This is a genomic window from Actinomadura sp. NBRC 104412 (assembly GCF_030269515.1).
GTDB lineage: Bacteria > Actinomycetota > Actinomycetes > Streptosporangiales > Streptosporangiaceae > Spirillospora.
In genome coordinates this window covers 1-16,023 of the sequence record NZ_BSTM01000037.1, presented here as the reverse complement: position 1 = coordinate 16,023, position 16,023 = coordinate 1, and the positions used below count along the sequence as shown (strand labels likewise).

At 69.8% G+C, this 16,023-nt stretch carries 13 protein-coding genes and 2 tRNA genes; 3 read left to right on the top strand and 12 right to left on the bottom strand.

Annotated elements, in window-relative coordinates; genetic code table 11:
• Nucleotides 1-3: 3 nt before the first annotated feature.
• From QSK21_RS31440 to QSK21_RS31430, 3 genes are all read right to left on the bottom strand, one after another.
• A complete protein-coding gene (locus tag QSK21_RS31440) occupies nt 4-2,907 on the bottom strand; it encodes an FAD-binding and (Fe-S)-binding domain-containing protein (RefSeq protein ID WP_285701139.1) in 2,904 nt (967 codons plus the stop codon).
• Between the two features lie 281 nt (nt 2,908-3,188).
• On the bottom strand, nt 3,189-3,401 hold the full coding sequence (locus tag QSK21_RS31435) for a DUF397 domain-containing protein (protein WP_285701138.1): 213 nt from the start codon (nt 3,399-3,401) through the stop codon (nt 3,189-3,191).
• A gap of 293 nt (nt 3,402-3,694) precedes the next feature.
• Entirely contained in the window at nt 3,695-4,567 is an 873-nt protein-coding gene (locus QSK21_RS31430) for a helix-turn-helix domain-containing protein (RefSeq protein WP_285701137.1), read from the bottom strand.
• Nucleotides 4,568-5,880: 1,313 nt separating this feature from the next.
• On the opposite strand from QSK21_RS31430, the gene QSK21_RS31425 reads away from it, so the two are divergent.
• Complete coding sequence (locus tag QSK21_RS31425) at nt 5,881-7,098, top strand: cyclic nucleotide-binding domain-containing protein (protein WP_285701136.1); 1,218 nt, start codon at nt 5,881-5,883, stop codon at nt 7,096-7,098.
• Between the two features lie 55 nt (nt 7,099-7,153).
• Here QSK21_RS31425 and QSK21_RS31420 read toward each other — a convergent pair whose 3' ends face one another.
• The 6 genes from QSK21_RS31420 to QSK21_RS31400 form a co-directional block, all read right to left on the bottom strand.
• Nucleotides 7,154-8,464 (bottom strand): sensor histidine kinase, encoded by a 1,311-nt coding sequence (locus QSK21_RS31420; RefSeq protein WP_285701135.1) that lies wholly within the window; start codon nt 8,462-8,464, stop codon nt 7,154-7,156.
• A 156-nt stretch (nt 8,465-8,620) separates the two neighbouring features.
• Nucleotides 8,621-9,235, bottom strand: a complete 615-nt coding sequence (nthA, locus tag QSK21_RS31415; protein WP_285701134.1) for a nitrile hydratase subunit alpha — start codon at nt 9,233-9,235, stop codon at nt 8,621-8,623.
• Nucleotides 9,222-9,515 (bottom strand): SH3-like domain-containing protein, encoded by a 294-nt coding sequence (locus tag QSK21_RS36250; protein ID WP_352231353.1) that lies wholly within the window; start codon nt 9,513-9,515, stop codon nt 9,222-9,224. Before QSK21_RS36250 ends, nthA begins: the two co-directional genes overlap by 14 nt.
• Nucleotides 9,508-9,771 (bottom strand): hypothetical protein, encoded by a 264-nt coding sequence (locus QSK21_RS36245; RefSeq protein ID WP_352231352.1) that lies wholly within the window; start codon nt 9,769-9,771, stop codon nt 9,508-9,510. The genes QSK21_RS36250 and QSK21_RS36245 overlap by 8 nt, the downstream gene beginning before the upstream one ends.
• A 51-nt stretch (nt 9,772-9,822) precedes the next feature.
• Nucleotides 9,823-10,677 (bottom strand): glycerophosphodiester phosphodiesterase, encoded by an 855-nt coding sequence (locus QSK21_RS31405; protein WP_285701132.1) that lies wholly within the window; start codon nt 10,675-10,677, stop codon nt 9,823-9,825.
• A 111-nt stretch (nt 10,678-10,788) separates the two neighbouring features.
• Nucleotides 10,789-12,573, bottom strand: a complete 1,785-nt coding sequence (locus QSK21_RS31400) for an adenylate/guanylate cyclase domain-containing protein (RefSeq protein WP_285701130.1) — start codon at nt 12,571-12,573, stop codon at nt 10,789-10,791.
• A 399-nt stretch (nt 12,574-12,972) separates the two neighbouring features.
• Between QSK21_RS31400 and QSK21_RS31395 the strand changes: the two genes are divergently transcribed.
• Nucleotides 12,973-13,050: transfer RNA gene (locus tag QSK21_RS31395), tRNA-Asp, on the top strand.
• A gap of 18 nt (nt 13,051-13,068) precedes the next feature.
• Nucleotides 13,069-13,142 (top strand) — tRNA-Phe (locus QSK21_RS31390).
• A 77-nt stretch (nt 13,143-13,219) separates the two neighbouring features.
• On the opposite strand, the gene QSK21_RS31385 is transcribed toward QSK21_RS31390, so the two are convergent.
• The 3 genes from QSK21_RS31385 to QSK21_RS31375 are packed head-to-tail and all read right to left on the bottom strand — an operon-like array spanning nt 13,220 to nt 15,938.
• Entirely contained in the window at nt 13,220-14,569 is a 1,350-nt protein-coding gene (locus QSK21_RS31385; protein WP_285701129.1) for a tyrosine-type recombinase/integrase, read from the bottom strand.
• Nucleotides 14,569-14,760 carry a helix-turn-helix domain-containing protein gene (locus QSK21_RS31380; RefSeq protein ID WP_285701127.1) on the bottom strand — a complete coding sequence of 64 codons (192 nt, stop codon included), beginning with the start codon at nt 14,758-14,760 and terminating at the stop codon, nt 14,569-14,571. The genes QSK21_RS31385 and QSK21_RS31380 overlap by 1 nt, the downstream gene beginning before the upstream one ends.
• Entirely contained in the window at nt 14,757-15,938 is a 1,182-nt protein-coding gene (locus QSK21_RS31375) for a replication initiator (protein ID WP_285701126.1), read from the bottom strand. Before QSK21_RS31375 ends, QSK21_RS31380 begins: the two co-directional genes overlap by 4 nt.
• Nucleotides 15,939-16,023: the final 85 nt, after the last annotated feature.

The following is a 16,023-nucleotide window of genomic DNA, read 5'->3' as shown; positions in this document are numbered from 1 at the left end:
CTCTTACGTGCTCTCCAGGGCGCGGTGGAGGACTTCGGCGAGGTGGAGGGCGCGGGCGCCGGTGCCTTGGGCGATCTGCGTTCTGCAGGAGAAGCCATCGGCAAGCACCAGGTCGTCGTCACCGGCGGCGCGCACCTTGGGATAGAGCTCGCGCTCCGCGCACGCCTGGGAGACGTCCCAGTGGCCGGGCTCGAAGCCGAAATTGCCGGCCAGGCCGCAGCAGCCCGCCCCTATCACGTCCGGCGCGACTCCCAGGCGTTCCAGGACGGCGCGGTCAGGGTCGTAGGAACCCTTCGCCTCCTGATGGCAATGGACTTGGGCGACGGCGTCGGCGTCCAGGCGCTTGAAGGGCCATTCGCCACCTTGGCCTTCGCCTTCACCTTCGCCGTCGCCGTCGCCGTCGCCGTCGTGGGAGATGACGAGTTCCGCGAGGGTCACGGTGCCGGCGCTGAGGAGCTTGGCGCGCGGGTCGTCCGGGAGCAGCTCGGCGGCCTCGTCGCGGAGCATCACCGTGCAGGACGGTTCGAGCCCGACGATGGGAAGCCCCGCGTTCAGGGCCGGTTCCAGGATGTCCAGGGTGCGCTTCAGGACGCGCTGGGTCACCCTGAGCTGACCTGTGGAGTGCCAGGTGAGGCCGCAGCAGACCCGTCCGGGCGGCATCAGGACCTCGTGACCCAGGGCCTCGAGCACTTCCACTGCCGCTTGGCCGACGTGCGGCTGGTGGAAGTTGGTGAAGGTGTCCGGCCACAGCACCACCTTGCCCGTACGGCCGGTCCGGCTGGGCCTCCGCCGACTCGGCCGCCCTCGGAACCAGTCTCGCAGCGGCTCCTCGGCGAACCGGATCATGTCCCTGCGCGGCTCCACTCCCGCCAGCTTCTTGGCCGCCGCCGCGACCGGACGTAGGCCGAGCGCCGCGTTCGCCGCACGCGCCAAGCCCGGTGCCCCTGTCACCATGCGCGACCACAGCGGCAGCCAGCCCATCGAGTAGTGCGCCAGAGGACGAAGGCGTCCCGCATAGTGCCGGTGCAGGAACTCCGCCTTGTAGGTGGCCATGTCCACGTTCACCGGGCAGTCGCTGGCACATGCCTTGCACGACAGGCACAGGTCCAGGGCGTTATGGACTTCCTTGGAACGCCACCCGTCCACCAGGCTTTCCCCGCGCAGCATCTCGGCCAGGACGCGGGCGCGGCCCCGCGTGGAGTGCACCTCGTCCCGGGTCACCTTGAACGAAGGGCACATCGCGCCTGTTTCGAGGTTGCGGCACGCGCCGACGCCCACGCAGCGGTGGACGGCGGCCGCGAAGGACCCGCCATCGCGGCTGAGGGAGTGTACGGGGGTGACCGACAGGGTGTCCCGTCCGGGTCCAGGCCGCAGGTCTGCGTCCATGGGAGCGGGGTCCACCAGCACGCCCGGGTTGAACCTGCCTTCAGGATCGAAAACGGCTTTGAACGTCCCGAAGGCTCTCATCAGTTCGGGTGAGTACATCTTGGGCAACAGCTCCGAGCGTGCCCGTCCGTCGCCGTGCTCGCCCGAGATCGAGCCGCCGTAGGTGAGGACCAGATCTGTGGCCGCCTCCATGAAGTCCCGGTAGCGGGCCACACCGCGTGGCTCGTCCAAGCCGAAGTCCACGCGAAGATGAAGGCAACCCTCGCCGAAGTGGCCGTAGGGGACACCGCGGAAACCCTGCTCGCGCATAAGCGCGTACAGGCCACGCAGGTAGTCGGCCAGCCGATCGGCCGGTACCGCCGAGTCCTCCCAGCCCGGCCACGCCTCACCACCATCGGGTAGGCGCGTGACGATTCCCGCACCCGCCTCACGAATCCACCACAGCGCCCTCATGCGCGCGGGTTCGTCCACCACGACGGCCGTCGCGCCAGGGAAACGCCCCCGGACGGCCTCCACGAGCCCATGCGCCGCCTCCTGCGCGGACGCGACCGAATCGCCACCGACCTCGCAGTACAGCCAGCCTCCCCCTTCAGGGAGATCCGCCCCCGCTTTGGACCGTCCAGGCTGGGCGCGCAACGCGGTAAGGAGGTCGGACGCCATGCCCTCCACGGTGAGCGCTCCCGCCCTGGCGGCGAAGGGCGCGAGCTCGGCCGCGATGTAGACGTCCGGGAATCCCATGACGGCCAGCGCACGCGCCTTCGGCACCGGGACGAGCCGTACGGTCGCCTCGGTGAGAAGACCGCACGTGCCCTCGCTCCCCACCAGCGCCTTCGCCACGTCGAAGCCGTTCTCAGGCAAAAGGTGGTGCAGCCCGTATCCGGCCACCTGCCGGCTGAACCGGCCCAGCTCTGTACGGAACGGGCCCAGGTGCGCGTCCCGTAGCCGGGTCAGCTCCGCGTCCATCCGGGGGTCGCCGCTGGTGCCGCGTCCTGCGGCGAGTTCGCGTCCGTCCGGCAGCAGCAGCCTGAGCGCCTGCACGTTGTCGGACGTCATGCCCCAGGCCACGCTGTGCGACCCGCACGCGTTGTTGCCGATCATCCCGCCGATCGTGCAGCGCGAATGGCTCGAAGGGTCGGGCCCGAACGTGAGCCCGTACCGTCCCGCCGCGGCACGCAGATCGTCCAAAATCACGCCCGGCTGCACCACCGCCGTGCGGGACTCCGGGTCGATCGACAGGATCCGGTCGAACCGGCGCGAGGTGTCGACCACGATGCCGGGGCCGACCGAGTTGCCCGCGATGGACGTGCCGCCGCCACGGGCCGTGACCGGCAGCCCCTCGGCCGCCGCCAGCTCCACCACCCGCGCCAGATCCTCGGCGGACCCGACCTCGGCCACAGCCACCGGCACCTTCCGGTAGACGGACGCGTCCGACGAGTACGCCGTACGGGCGGTCAGATCGGTGCGGAACACCCCGGGCAACGCCGCCGACAGCCGTTCCCCGGCCCCGGCCCTGGATGACATCGCCCGGCCTGCTCCCACAGCGGTCGCCCCTCCCCTGGTCGCGCTTCCGCGCCCCTCCATGGTCAGGACCAGGCTAAAGGCACCGCCGCCCCGTCCCGCGAGCGCCCTCGCGGGCGGGTCGTCCGGCCGGCGTCGCCCACTGGCATTCCAGCGGTTGATCCAGCCCGCCGGAATGGACACCCGCTCCCCGATGATCACTCAAAGTGAGAATGCGGCCACCGCGTTGTTCCGCTCCATGGACCCCATCGGGTGATATCGGACGGCGTTGAGCGTCACCGGACTCAACGGCGATCCGCCACGCCGTCCACGATGCGCCCCAGGAACGCACGCCACTCGACGGAATCGAGAACGATCATGCCACCGGACGGATCGTGCGAGTCCCGGACCAGCACCGACCGATCCACCGCCGCCACCTCGACGCAATCCCCTTCACCTTCGCTTGCGCTGCTCTTGCGCCAGTTCAGCGCGACCCCCCGATTCGTCCGGTCCAGCATCCGGCACCCTCCATCCGTTGCCGGCGGGGCCTGTTTCACCATCGATCGGGCCAGGACACCCGCCGGGCCGAGCCGAGCAGGGCATAACTAACCACGACCTTGTGGAAATTTTCCCGTTCATGAGTCTAAACGGTCCGGGTTATCCCGCCTACTCCGGAAGCACAAGATCAGCTCACGCGATATATGGCCTGCTCGCCTTGGGGATGCCGGTCGAGGGGGTCACCTCCATTAAGATTCGGGACGAGGAAGGGACGGGCGGCACGGGCCGGCACAGGTCCGGCACGGACCGGCCGTCAGCCCACCAGCTCCTCGGCGACCTGGCGCATCAGCGCGATCGACTCCTCCTGGGGCAGTGCCTCCTCCAGCAGGGTCTCGAAATCGTCGCGGAAATCGGCGATCCGGTCGTTGTCCCCGGTCATCAGGGCGCTCGGCCCCATCATGCCCTCCATGTAGAGGACGTCACCGAGCCCGCCGTCGAATTCCAGCAGGGTGAACGGCCCGTACACGCCCAGATGGGCGCCGGCGCTGAAGGGGATCACCCGCACGGTCAGGTCGTCCCGCTGCTCCACCTGGTCGGCGATGAGCGTCAGTTGCCGGGGCATGATGCCCGGATCGGTTTTGATGCCGACGTGCCGGCGGATGACCGCCTCGTCGAGGATGTAGTACTGCCGCGGCGGGTTCTCGCGTTTGGCCATCTCCTCCTGCCGCTGGAGGCGCAGCTGTACCGCGCGGGCGCGCACCATCTCGTTCGCCCGGCCGGTGACGAAGTACTCCGCGTATTCGCGCGTTTGAAGCAGCCCGGGGACGATGGCGTTGTGGAACTGCCGGATGTAGGAGGCGCCGGACGCGTATCCGACGAAGGTGAGAAAGACGTCGCTGACCTCCCCTTTGTAGGCGTCCCACCACGCCGTCGCGCGAGCGCCGCGAGCGAGGGCCTGCAGCCGCTCCTGGCGGCTCTCGGAGGTCACGTCGTAGACCATCAGCAGGGCCTGGAGGTCGGTGCGGGTGATGGCGTTCTTTCCGCCCTCAACCCGGATGAGCTTGGACGGTGACCACTCAAGGGCCTCAGCCACCTGCTCTTGGGTCATGCCCTTCTCTTTGCGGAGCCGGACGAGTTCGCTTCGCAGCAGGGCGCTTTCGACGACGGGCCCCTGATCACTAACCATCTTCGCTCACTCTATGTAGTCGGTGCCATCAGCCGACCTGCCACCTGCGACTTGCCACCTGGCAGACGGATATCAGCCACAACGGGGGCTGCCAGACCGTCATCTGCACAACTCGACCTTGCCATGACACGGAAGTGCAGGTTCCGGGGGCGCAAGTTGCGAATCCAGCGTGCAGGTTGCTGCATGTCGGCCTTCTATGTTGTAGCGTGCTAGGTAGCAGACTAGCAGGGACCAGACCGACACCGAGCAAAGAGCGTGCCGGAACAGGAAAAGATCTTGATGCTCGGTCATCGCGGGGAGCGGCACCCAGGCCCTCACCCCCGCGCCCGGAGCCGGTGGCGGTGCCGGTCCCGCGACTCGGGAGGCACGTCCAGACCACGAAGAACACCGGAATACCGGCATATCAGTACAAATAAATAGAGTCGCCCTCGCTCCCCTTCAATCCCCGGTAGCCAGCCAAGCGGATCGAAGGAAAGGGAGGGCGACCCCCACGGGCCCGTTAAGACCGTTGACCGGCCATCGGCCTCGCCCCTGGAACCACCAGGGAAAGTCCTGGGTCACCGCCAGGGCATAGGCCGCTGACCTGGATAAACGTTCCTATCGGACTCACCAAGTCTAACCGCGGCGTGCGGTGCAGGCTATAGGTGACCGCGACTTACGATCGGCCCGCCGCCCCGACCGGGCGGCCCGAGGACCGGTGGCCACAGCGCCGGAGAAGTCGCGCTGGGACAAGGGGTTGCTGACATGTACCTCGGCATGCGCAAAAACCACAATCCAGCCCCGAACGGCGGTATTAACCCCGCAGACCCCGTTCGCACGATCGGTTCCATCCCCGGCCGCTTCACCTCCGGCCGCCGACCCGCGCGGAAGGGAGTCCTGTGATCATCGAACCGGCGCACCGCGATGGCCACGACCCGGACCGCCTGGGCCAGGCGGCCGACCGACCTGGCCCCCTCGACCCACCCGCACGATCCGAGCACCGTGACCGTTCGGACCAATTCGACACCTCCGAGCGATCCGACCGTTCCGAGCGTCCCCTGGAGGGAGCCGAGGGTTCCGGGCGGCAGGATGACGGGCGCCCGACCGCGGTACCGGGGCAGCCGGTTCAGCCTGCGCAGTCCATCCCGATGGCTCCCGGCGGCCTTCCGAGCGGCGGCTGGGGCCACCTGCCTGGTCACGGTGGACGGCGGATCCCGCGGCGGTTCGTCAGGCGCACACACCCGTCCCAGCCGACCCGTGAGGCGCTGGGCGCGTACTGCCCTTCGATCCAGCACGCGCAGCACTCATCAGCGCGCCCTTCAGCGCAATCTTCTATGCACGCGCCCACCTCGCCTTGGCACGCACCGACCGGCGGGTTCTGGAACGCGCTCACCCCGGAGGAGAGGCAGGCCCTCACCTTGGGCGCGAGCGCCTCCCTCTACCCGATGGGGACGGTGCTCTGGCAGGAGGGCGACGTCGCCGACCACCTGGTCGTGATCGTGTCCGGTTATGTGCGGGTGAGCGTGGTCCGGGACGGGCGGGAGCGTATCCTCGCCTTCCGCGGCCCCGGCGACATCATCGGCGAGCGCGCGGCCCTGATGCTGCGGCAGCGCTCGGCCACCATCGTCGCGCTCGACACGGTCAGCACCCTGCGCCTGACCACAGCGCAGTTCGCGGCGTTCCTGTCGCGCCACCCCCGCGTGGTGGCCGTCATGGAGAGGGAACTCTACGAACGGATGACCCAGTCCGGCGACGTCGCCTTTCCGCCCGACGTGGTCGTCACCGCCTCCTACGTACCCACCACCACTCCGGTCGAGCACGGCGGCGCCCACCGTCCGACAGGACGCGAGACGCCGGGCATGCCCGCCGTTCCCACCATGCCCGCCGTACACCAGACGCTCGCGGCCAACTGGAAGCGGCCGGCGCCCATGGCGGACGCCCTCGTTCCCTCCCGTGCCTGGGCCGGGCAGAACTGCTCCATCGTGTTCGTCGACATCGCCGGGTTCAGCGGCCCGCACCGCAACGACGACGACCGGCTCGCCATCCGCGGGACGATGTACGAGCTGCTGCGCGACGCCTTCGAACATTCACAGGTCCCCTGGGACGCCTGCCACCGCGAAGACCGCGGCGACGGGGCCCTGATCGTCGTCCCGCCCGAAGTGCCGACCCGTGCCGTGGTCGACCCGCTGCTGGCCCGGCTCGCGGCCGGCCTGCGCGCCCACAACCGCCGCTCCAGCGCCGCCGTCCGCATCCAGCTACGGCTCGCCCTGCACGTCGGCCCCGTCACCCAGGACGACGAGGGCGTCTCCAGCTCGGCCGTCATCCACACCGCCCGCCTGCTGGACGCGCCCGTGTTCAAGGACTGGCTCGCCACGACCCAGTCCGACCTCGGCATCATCACCTCGACCTTCGTCTACGAGAACGTGATCGCCGACGCTCCCGGGTACGTCATCCCGGCCACTTACCAGAAGGTGACCTGCACCGTCAAGGAAGCCCACCTGACCGGCTGGATGCACCTGTCCGCCGCGACCGCGCCTCCGGACGCCGCCTGAACACGGCGTTCGCCGAGCCGGGCCTCTCCAGCGGCCTCGCCCGCGCGTCCATGGATCAGGTGACGCGGGGGACGCGGAGGACGAAGCGCGCACCGCGGGGACTGTCCTCGATGGTCAGCGTGCCGTTGTGCACCGTGGCGATCTCACGGGCCATGGGCAGGCCGAGACCCGTGCCCTCCGGGTCGCGCTCCCGGCTCTCCTCGAGACGGGCGAAACGCTGGAACACCAGCTCGCGGTGCTCCGGAGGGATGCCCTGACCGTCGTCGGCCACCTCCATGACCGCCGTGTCGCCCTCCGCGCGCACCGTGACGGTGATCTCCTCGTCGGCGTGCCGCTCGGCGTTGTCCAGGAGGTTGGACAGCAGGCGTGACAGCCGCAGCCGGTTACCGCGCACCCGTACGCCCCCTTCCAGCCGCGGGACGATCCGCTTCATGCCCCCTTGACGGCCCTCCAGGTCGGAGCCGACCAGTTCCGCCAGATCGATCACCTCGCCGGCCTTGTCCGGGGACTCCGCGTCCAGCCTGGCCAGTTCGAGCAGGTCGGTGACGATGGCCTGCAACCGCCCCAAATTCTCCAGCACCGATCGGCCGACCTGCGGCCAGTCCGACTCCTCGGGGAACAGCAGCGCCTCCTCCAGATGCGTGCGCGCCGCCGTGATCGGATTGCGCAGGTCGTGCGACGCCTCGGAGGTGAAGCGCCGTTGCCGCTCCAGGGCCGCGTCCAGCCGGTCCAGGGTGGCGTTGGCGGTCTCGGCCAGCAACCGGATCTCGTCCCGGCACTCCGGCACGGGCACGCGGCGCCCCGACTCGGTCGCGGTGATCTCCTCAAGCTCCGCCCTGATGGCGTCCACCGGCGCCAGCGTCGCGTCGACCGTCCGCCACGTCCGCACCCCGACCAGCATGCCGATCAGCACCGCCGTGGAGAGCAGGAACGTGCTGACCTCGTCGCTGACGAACCAGGGCACGGCCCGGTCCGCCGAGTACACCAGCCAGTCGCCGCTGGGCTGGTAGACGCGGAAGACGAGCACCCGCATGCGGCCTTCGGGCCCGGGAATGTCCTTGACATTGCGAGCGGCGAACATCGTCTGCTCCGAGGGCCGGAACGTCGCCATCCGCGGCCGTCCCGACATGTTCGGGGTCGCGGCGACCACGGCTCCCCGCTCGTCCACCACCTGCAAGGCCAGGGCACTGTCGCCCGGCAGCCGCGACGGAAGCCGGTTCCTCTCAATCAGGTGGATGCAGCGGAACGCGGCCCTGGCGGCATGGTTCTGGTGGTACTCGGCCACCTGCCCGCGGATCGAGTACAGCAACACCGCGAACATGCCCAAGGCGACCAGTGCCACCACGGCACCGGCCTTCACGGCCATGCGAGCCCGTAGCGACCTTGCGCGTCCGCCGATCAACCGTCCCCCCACCGGTGAGGTAACCACCTCGGGCGCGGCCTCGGGGGCGGGGGACAGGAGGCGATCGGCCAAGATCACCCAAAAACTCGGCCGTCCGGCGGCCGGGGCGGGACGGCCGGGTCAGACGAGGGCGGTGCCGATCAGGCCCTCCCTGGTGACCAGGCCGGTCAGCCGCTCCTCGTCCAGATCCTCGGTGCCGTCCGGACGGCGCGGCAGGACCATGTAGCGCGCCTCGGACGTGGAATCCCAGACCGCGATCTCCACCTCGCCGGGCAGTTCGAGCCCGAACTCGGCGAGCACGGCACGCGGCTCCCGGACGACCCTCGCCCTGTAGGCGTGACTCTTGTACCAGGACGGGGACGGGCCCAGCAGCGACAGCGGATAGCACGAGCACAGCGTGCAGACGATCACGTTGTGGGTGTCCCGGGTGTTCTCCACGACCTGGAGGCGGTACCCCTGGCGGGCCGGGTCGCCCGGAGCCAGCCCGAGCTCGGCCACGGCGGCGTTCCCGTCCGCGAGCAGCAGGTCACGGAACGCCGGGTCGGTCCAGGCCCGCGCCACCAGCCGCGCCCCGTTCAGCGGCGAGGCGCGCTCCAGGAACGTCCGCAGGAAGGAGTCCAGCTCCTCGTCCGTCGTCAGCCCGGCGGCGATCACCCGTTCCTCCAGCCGCCGCACCCGCGCGGCCACCGGCTGATCGGTGTGGGCGGCATGGTCGTGGTCGTCAGCATGGCTCAAGGTAGGACTCCCAAAGGTCGACGGCCACGGTGTGCGTACCGGACCCCCACAGGTCGCGGGCCGCGAACCGGACGACATAGACGGTCTCGACGCGAGGCGGATCGATGCCGCGGGCCGTGTCGTCCGGCAGCGCGAACGCCCCGTGGGACAGGACGATCTCGCCCTGCTGCCCGCGCACGTACCGGGGCGCCCTGGTGTGGTGGTCGGGATCGACGGTGCGCACGCGCACCCGATCGCCCACCTCGTAGGCCGCGGATGCCGGCGCCGTACGGTCAGCCAAGGCCCTTCTCCTCCAGCAGCGACTCCATGGCCATCAGCCACCGCTCGTAGTACGACGACGCAAGGTAGGTCTCCGGTGGCAGGCTCTCGATGGCGTCGCGGAACTCGTCCACTGTGAACGCGCCGGCGCGCAGGAGCGCGGAGCTCACGGCGAACACGCGCGCCTCCCAGTCGGCGTGGAAGGGAGGCTCGTCCCCTACGACGACCGGCACAGGCCCGAACCCCTGCTGGCCTCCCATGTCGTGGACTCGGCTCATGCGTCCGACGCTAGACCGCGCCGGGCGTCCGGCAAAGACCCTTACCGCCGGTCAATCGTCCATGACGTCGTCGAGCACGTCCGGCCTGTTGGTGATGACGCCGTCCACACCGGCGGCGATGACGCGGCGCATCGCGGCGGCGCTGTCGACCGTCCAGGTGAACACCTCCATCCCCAGGTCGTGGACGGCGTCGACGTAGTCCTCGTCCACGGCGCTCTGCGGCGGGTTGATCAGATCGGCGAACCGCGCCCGCTCCGGCAGGTCCGCGACCGGGGGCGCGCCGAGCAGGCCGATCGGGACATCCGGCATGATCTCGTCGAACCGGCGCAGCGAGCCGGCCGCGAAGGACTGCACGACCAGCTCGGACGGGCTCAGCCAGGACGGGTGGCGCCGCAGCTCGTCCGCGATCCGCCGCTCGATGCCCGGGTAACGCTCGGGCGCCTTGATCTCCAGCAGCAGGCCGAGATCGGTGTCCCGGATCGCGCTCAGCGCCTCGCCCAGGGTGGGGACGCGCTCGCCCTCGTACCGCTCCCCGAACCACGAACCGGCGTCCAGCTCGCGGATCTCCTCAAGCGTGAACGAGGAGACGTCCCACGGGGACCGGTCCGGATAGACCGACTCGGCGTCGGTCGTGCGGGCCAGCGTGACGTCGTGCATGAGCACCAGCCGGTGGTCCCTGGTCTCCTGCACGTCGATCTCGACCATGTCGGCATCGTGGGCGTCCGCCAGCCTCAGCGCGGCGATGGTGTTCTCCGGCGCATGGGCGGACGCGCCGCGGTGCGCGATGTTGACGACCTCCTCGTCCCAGGACAGGGCTGCCGCGGCGGACGTCGACGCGGCGGGCGCGACCAGCATCATCGTGGCGGCGGCGAGCACGGCGACCGCGAGTCCGAGCCGTCCGAACATAGCCACCTCTTATGGCCAGGTACATGGTTATCCACTCTTCGTGCAGAGAACAATGCACAGAGTAATGAAATGGCGGGGATCAGAGCCATGACCACGACGTCCAAGCTCGTGTTACCGCTGAACCTCGGCGTCGGCGGCGGCGTCCACCTCGGGCGGCGGAGTGGCCTCACGCGCGCTGCGAATGATCCTCGGCACCGGGATGGACGGCGGGATCAGCCGGGGACGCCGGATACGCGGCCGGCGCGGCAACCTCAGGCGGCGCGCGGCCGACACCGCCGCCTCCGGGACCCCGTACACGACGGGCGGCGACACGCCGACCGTCTCCGCCACGGTGGTCGGACGCGGTGTGACCAGATGGGTCGGGCGGCGGCGTCCCCGTAACGCGACGGGCCTGCCGACCACCCACGCCGCCGCCTCGCCCGCATGGGCCCGCTCATGGACCGTGCCCGACGCCAGCACCCGTCCCGGCGAGACCTTCGCCAGATCGCTCAGCCGGGCGGCCTCGTTCACCGGATCACCGATCACCGTGTACTCGAACCGCCGCTCGGCACCGATATAGCCGGCGACCACCGGCCCCGCCGACACCCCGATCCCCGCGTCGAGCTGCGGCACCTCCACGCGCAGCCGCCGCGCCAGCTCACGGGCGGCGCCCAGCGCGCTGCCCGCGGCGTCGTCCATCTCGGCGGGCGCACCGAAGATCGCCAGCGCGGCGTCGCCCTCGAACTTGTTGATCCAGCCGCCGTGCGCGGCCACCACGTCCACCACGACGCCGAAGAACCGGTTGAGCAGGCCCACGACCTCGTCCGGCGCGCGCGTCTCCGCCAGCCTCGTCGACCCGGTCAGATCGACGAACAGCACCGCCACCTCGCGGGTCTCCCCGCCGAGCTCGATGTCGCCGCGCTCGATCGCCAGCCCCGCGACCTCCTCGCCCACATGCCGTCCGAAGAGATCCCGCAGCCGCTCGTGCTCGCGCAGCCCGGCCACCATGTGGTTGAAGCCGACCTGGAGCCGTCCGACCTCGCCTGCGTCGTACACCGGGACCTCGGCGCGCAGATCACCCCGCTGCACCCGGCTCATGCCCTTGCGCACCGACTTGATCGGGTCCGCGATCGCCCGGGTCGCCATGTACGTCACCTGGAGCCCGACGATCAGCGCCGCCCCGCCCAGCCCCAGGATCGTCACGGCTAACTGCGTGGTGTCGATCCCCGGCGCGACCAGCGCCGCGACCGCCACGCAGATGAGCCCGAACACCGGGATGGCGGTCCCCAGCGCCCAGGCGAGCATCACCCGCGTCGTGACGCCGGGCAGCATGATCCCGCGCGGCCGCCCGTTCGGCTGCCCGCTGGCCAGCACCAGGGACGCCGCCGGACGCAGCACCCATTCCGACAGCAGGTAGACGATCGTGCACGTGGTCATCGCGCCCAGCAGGCAGGTCAGCCCGGTCTTCACCGCCAGCCGCGCACTGAACATCAGCAGATCGAGCACCGCCCACCCGGCGGCCCCGACCACCCACAGCCCCCCGACCAGCAGCGCCAGCCGGAACGGCCCGAGCAGAACCGCACGACGCTGCGTCTCGTCCGGTACGCCCCCCATCCGCGCGAGCCGTACGACGGGACGCCACAGACGCAACCCCAGCAGCAACGCGACCGGCCCCGCCACCAGCGGATAGCTGAAGAACGCCACCGTGTTCACCTGGCGCACCCGAGCCACATCCGCCAGCGGAGGATCCGGCACCACGAACGTGGCGAACAGCAGCACCACTGCCCCACCGCCGACGTTCGCGACCACCACGACGACGAACAGCACCCACCGGACCCGCAGCTCCAGACGCGACCGCGGCTTCCCGAGAACGTCCAGCCGGGCACCGATGCCGCGCGCCATCGCTCTGCCCGTCACCTGTGTCTCCAGCCCTCAGGGCGTCTGCGGACGCTCTCACTTTAGAACGCCGCACCTCCGGAACACATGAGGATCACCGTACTATGTCGGTCGCCACAGGCACACGCGCATCACCTTCCGGTAACGCCGGAATGCAACTTTCCCCATCTCCGCAGCTCAACCCCCCGTTTACCACCCCCGGGAAAACCACCCCCCACCTTTAACAAACCGCGCCCACCCCCAAAATCCACCCCCAATACAGAACAACCGCCCCACCCTCCGCCCCCTCATACGCCCCACCCGTATCCGTTAACGAGTTGGCGCCGCCCTCGGCCATCGCGTATGCTTCCGGAGGTCGCCAAGAACCGGCCCAACCCGGTCGGGCGCACCCGTCCCGAGCGAGTAAGCTCGGACCAACGAGGTCCTGTGGAGCAGTTAGGAGTGCTCGCCACCCTGTCAAGGTGGAGGCCGCGGGTTCAAATCCCGTCAGGACCGCCAGACGCCAACCAGCGTCCTGGGCAGGTAGCTCAGTCGGTACGAGCGTCCGCCTGAAAAGCGGAAGGTCGGCGGTTCGACCCCGCCCCTGCCCACACCCTGTGACCAGCCAAAAGGCCCGGAACCACCTTCGGTTCCGGGCCTTTTGACAGCAACGGTGACAGCAACGGCCTCAGCCGAGCGCATCCCCCAGCATCCGAAGCGCCGCCAGCTTCTCGCCGAGTGCGGCATGGGCGTAGATCGTCATCGTCACCTCGATATCGCTGTGCCCGACGATCTCCCGGACCACATGCGGCGGGACGCCCAGCGCGAGCAGCAGCGAGACGCAGGTGTGCCGCATGTCGTGGAACCGCATCCCATCGAGTCCGGCAGCCGCCCGGATACGCCCCCAGCTCCGGCGAAGGTTGTCCGGCTCCATGGGAGTGCCGAGCCGGGACGGGAAGACGAGACCGTGATCTTGCCAGTTCGGCCAGGCGTCCGCCATTTCGGCTCTCTGCCGGATCTTGTGTTCGCACAAGGCCGTGACGCACAGCGCCGGAAGGGGAATCGTGCGCGTCGAGTCCTCTGTCTTGGGCGGGACGAACCGCAGCGCTCCCCCGACCCGCTGGAGCGTCTGAACCACTTCCAGGGTTGCGGCCTCAATACCGCTTTCCTCGCACCGCTCGCACGCCTCACCGTCCAGGGTGCCGCCCTCTCCGCCGCAGGCCCGGCAGGAGACGAGCGTGATGTCCTGCCACCGCAGGCCAAGCAGTTCCCCGCGCCGCAGGCCGAGGCAGAGCGCCAGGACGTACAGGGCATAAAGCCGTTCGCCGCGGGCGGCCTTGAGTACATCGCGCGCCTGGTCGACCGTCAGTCCGCGGTTCACCTTGTATTGGGGCGTGGTGACCGTGACGAGCTTGGCGACATTGCGCGGGATGATCTCCTCCCGTACGGCCGCCTGAAGGGCGTTGCGGAGGACGGCGTGAACGAACTGCACCATGCGCACCGAGAGCCTGGACTTGCAGCACTCTCCGCCCTTGAGCGAGCAGCACCGCGCGATCTCCCGCGCCTCATCCCAGCCGTTCCGGCAGCACTGGCACGCCTCACGGATACGGGTGAGGGCGAGCCGGACGTCACGAGCCGTGAGCTTGCCGAGCCGCTTCTTGCCCAGTTCGGGAATCAGGTAGCGCCGGACCGCCCCTTCGTACCCTTGGTAGGTCTTGGGACGCCGTTCGACCTTGACCACGTGGGCCAGCCAGTAGGAAAGGTATCTTTCTACCGTCCAGCTCTCGGAGGCCACCGGAATGCCCTGGTCGGCTTGCTCCAGAAGTTTGGTCAGCTTCTTACGTGCCTCTTCGTGGGAGCGTGCGTAGCCCTGTACGCGCTTGTACGTGCCCGCCGTGGTCAGGGCGTAGGCCGCGAAGCCGTACCGCCCGTCCTTGCGCAGCCAGATACTGCCCTCACCGTTCCCCCGCTTCCGCCGGCTCCTGCGAGACTTCCGGCGGTCCGGCTCGTCGGGCGTATCGAGCGCCGTCCTGACCATCAGGCAGCCACCTCCATGAGTTGGCGGATCAGTTCGTCGAGCGCTTGCACGGGCACGAAGCGACGTCGGCCGATGGTGATCGAGCGCAGCTCGTTGGAGCGGATGAGGTTGTAGAGCGTCCAGCGGCTAACGCGAAGCTGTGCGGCGGCTTCATTGACGGTGAGAAGTCGGCCATGGCCTGGGGCGTTCACGCGGTACTCCCCTGCTGAGCGGCGGACGGGTCGAGCGGTGGCATGGGTCTTCCGGTGAGTGCAGCGGTCAGGAGCGCCTCGCCGGGCGTGAGGCCCTGGCCGAGATAGCGCCAGTGCGCGATCACGAGGACCTGGTCCTCATCTGTCAGCGGTAGGCGTCCCGTCGTGGTCTGGTGTTCGCGCCGGTTGTGTTCGATCCGGGCCGCGCGGAGGGCGCCGAGGGTGGTGGAGTAGCGCCGGGACTTGGTGGAGAAGTGGCCGCGGAAGCCGAGCATGTGTGCCCATTCGGTCAGCCGCAGCTCGGCCATCTCGTCCAGGGCGCCCAAGGCCAGGCATTCGGCGATGAGCCGCCGGGCGTGCGCGGTGACCGGTAGCTGGTCCAGGTGATCGGTCGCGCGGATGCGCCGGTCGAGAGTGCCGACGCATCCAGCCGCTTTGGTGGCGTACTTGGCGATGTAACCGGCAACCGCCTGGTCGGTCAGTTCTCCGGTGGTGGTGATCGGCCGGATGTCGACCTGGTCGCCCCAGGCCAGCGACCGGGACGGGACGCCGGGCGCGGCCGGGGTGTCGACGGTGACGGCGCGCGCCGCCTGGCCGATGGCACCGGCCAGCACGTCATGGCCGGCCCAGCCGGGCGGGGGTGCGGCCGGTCCGCCGGGCCCGTCCAGGCGGATGACGGCGTGGAAGTGGACGACGCCGCGCCGCTGGTATTCGGCGACCTTGGCGAACGACACCGTGACCTGGTCGCGCAGCTCGCCCAGGGTGAGGCCGCCGGCTTTGGCGATGCGGCGCCGCAGGGCCATGGTGAAGCGGCGCCACAACTCCGGAGCGAGCGCGTTGAACAGAACCTGCCCGGTGTAGTCGTAGCAGTCCGGGCATAGGGGTTGCCCCAGCCGCCCGTCATCGGCGCCGTGCCGCACGGTGCACGACAGCGGGCGCCCGTGCGGGCAGGTACCGGCGTTGCGGCGAGGGTGACACGGCTCGACGTGCCCGCCTGGTTTGTCGCGGCGCGCGTGAACGGCCCCGAAGGAGGGCGCGGTGAGCGTGACGAACACCGCCGGGTGGGTGGCCACGGTGTCGGGGACGCCTTTGCCGCCGGTCAGGCCCGCGCGGACCAGGTGGTAGGTGTCGGCTCGGTGAGCTTCCCCCCGTTCACCGGACACCTGTCCTGAGGTCACCGGCGATCATCAGGAAGGATGTTCGTCATGCCGTCACCACACCCGCCCGAGTTCCGGCGCCGCGCGGTCGAGCTGGCCCGCCAAG

What these genes read in the sequence shown, in the direction of transcription:
- QSK21_RS31440 (WP_285701139.1), bottom strand. Translation starts at nt 2,907, where the DNA reads ATGTCATCCAGGGCCGGGGCCGGGGAACGGCTGTCGGCGGCGTTGCCC.
- QSK21_RS31435 (WP_285701138.1), bottom strand. Translation starts at nt 3,401, where the DNA reads ATGCTGGACCGGACGAATCGGGGGGTCGCGCTGAACTGGCGCAAGAGC.
- QSK21_RS31430 (WP_285701137.1), bottom strand. Translation starts at nt 4,567, where the DNA reads ATGGTTAGTGATCAGGGGCCCGTCGTCGAAAGCGCCCTGCTGCGAAGC.
- QSK21_RS31425 (WP_285701136.1), top strand. Translation starts at nt 5,881, where the DNA reads ATGCACGCGCCCACCTCGCCTTGGCACGCACCGACCGGCGGGTTCTGG.
- QSK21_RS31420 (WP_285701135.1), bottom strand. Translation starts at nt 8,464, where the DNA reads ATGGCCGTGAAGGCCGGTGCCGTGGTGGCACTGGTCGCCTTGGGCATG.
- QSK21_RS36245 (WP_352231352.1), bottom strand. Translation starts at nt 9,771, where the DNA reads ATGAGCCGAGTCCACGACATGGGAGGCCAGCAGGGGTTCGGGCCTGTG.
- QSK21_RS31405 (WP_285701132.1), bottom strand. Translation starts at nt 10,677, where the DNA reads ATGTTCGGACGGCTCGGACTCGCGGTCGCCGTGCTCGCCGCCGCCACG.
- QSK21_RS31385 (WP_285701129.1), bottom strand. Translation starts at nt 14,569, where the DNA reads ATGGTCAGGACGGCGCTCGATACGCCCGACGAGCCGGACCGCCGGAAG.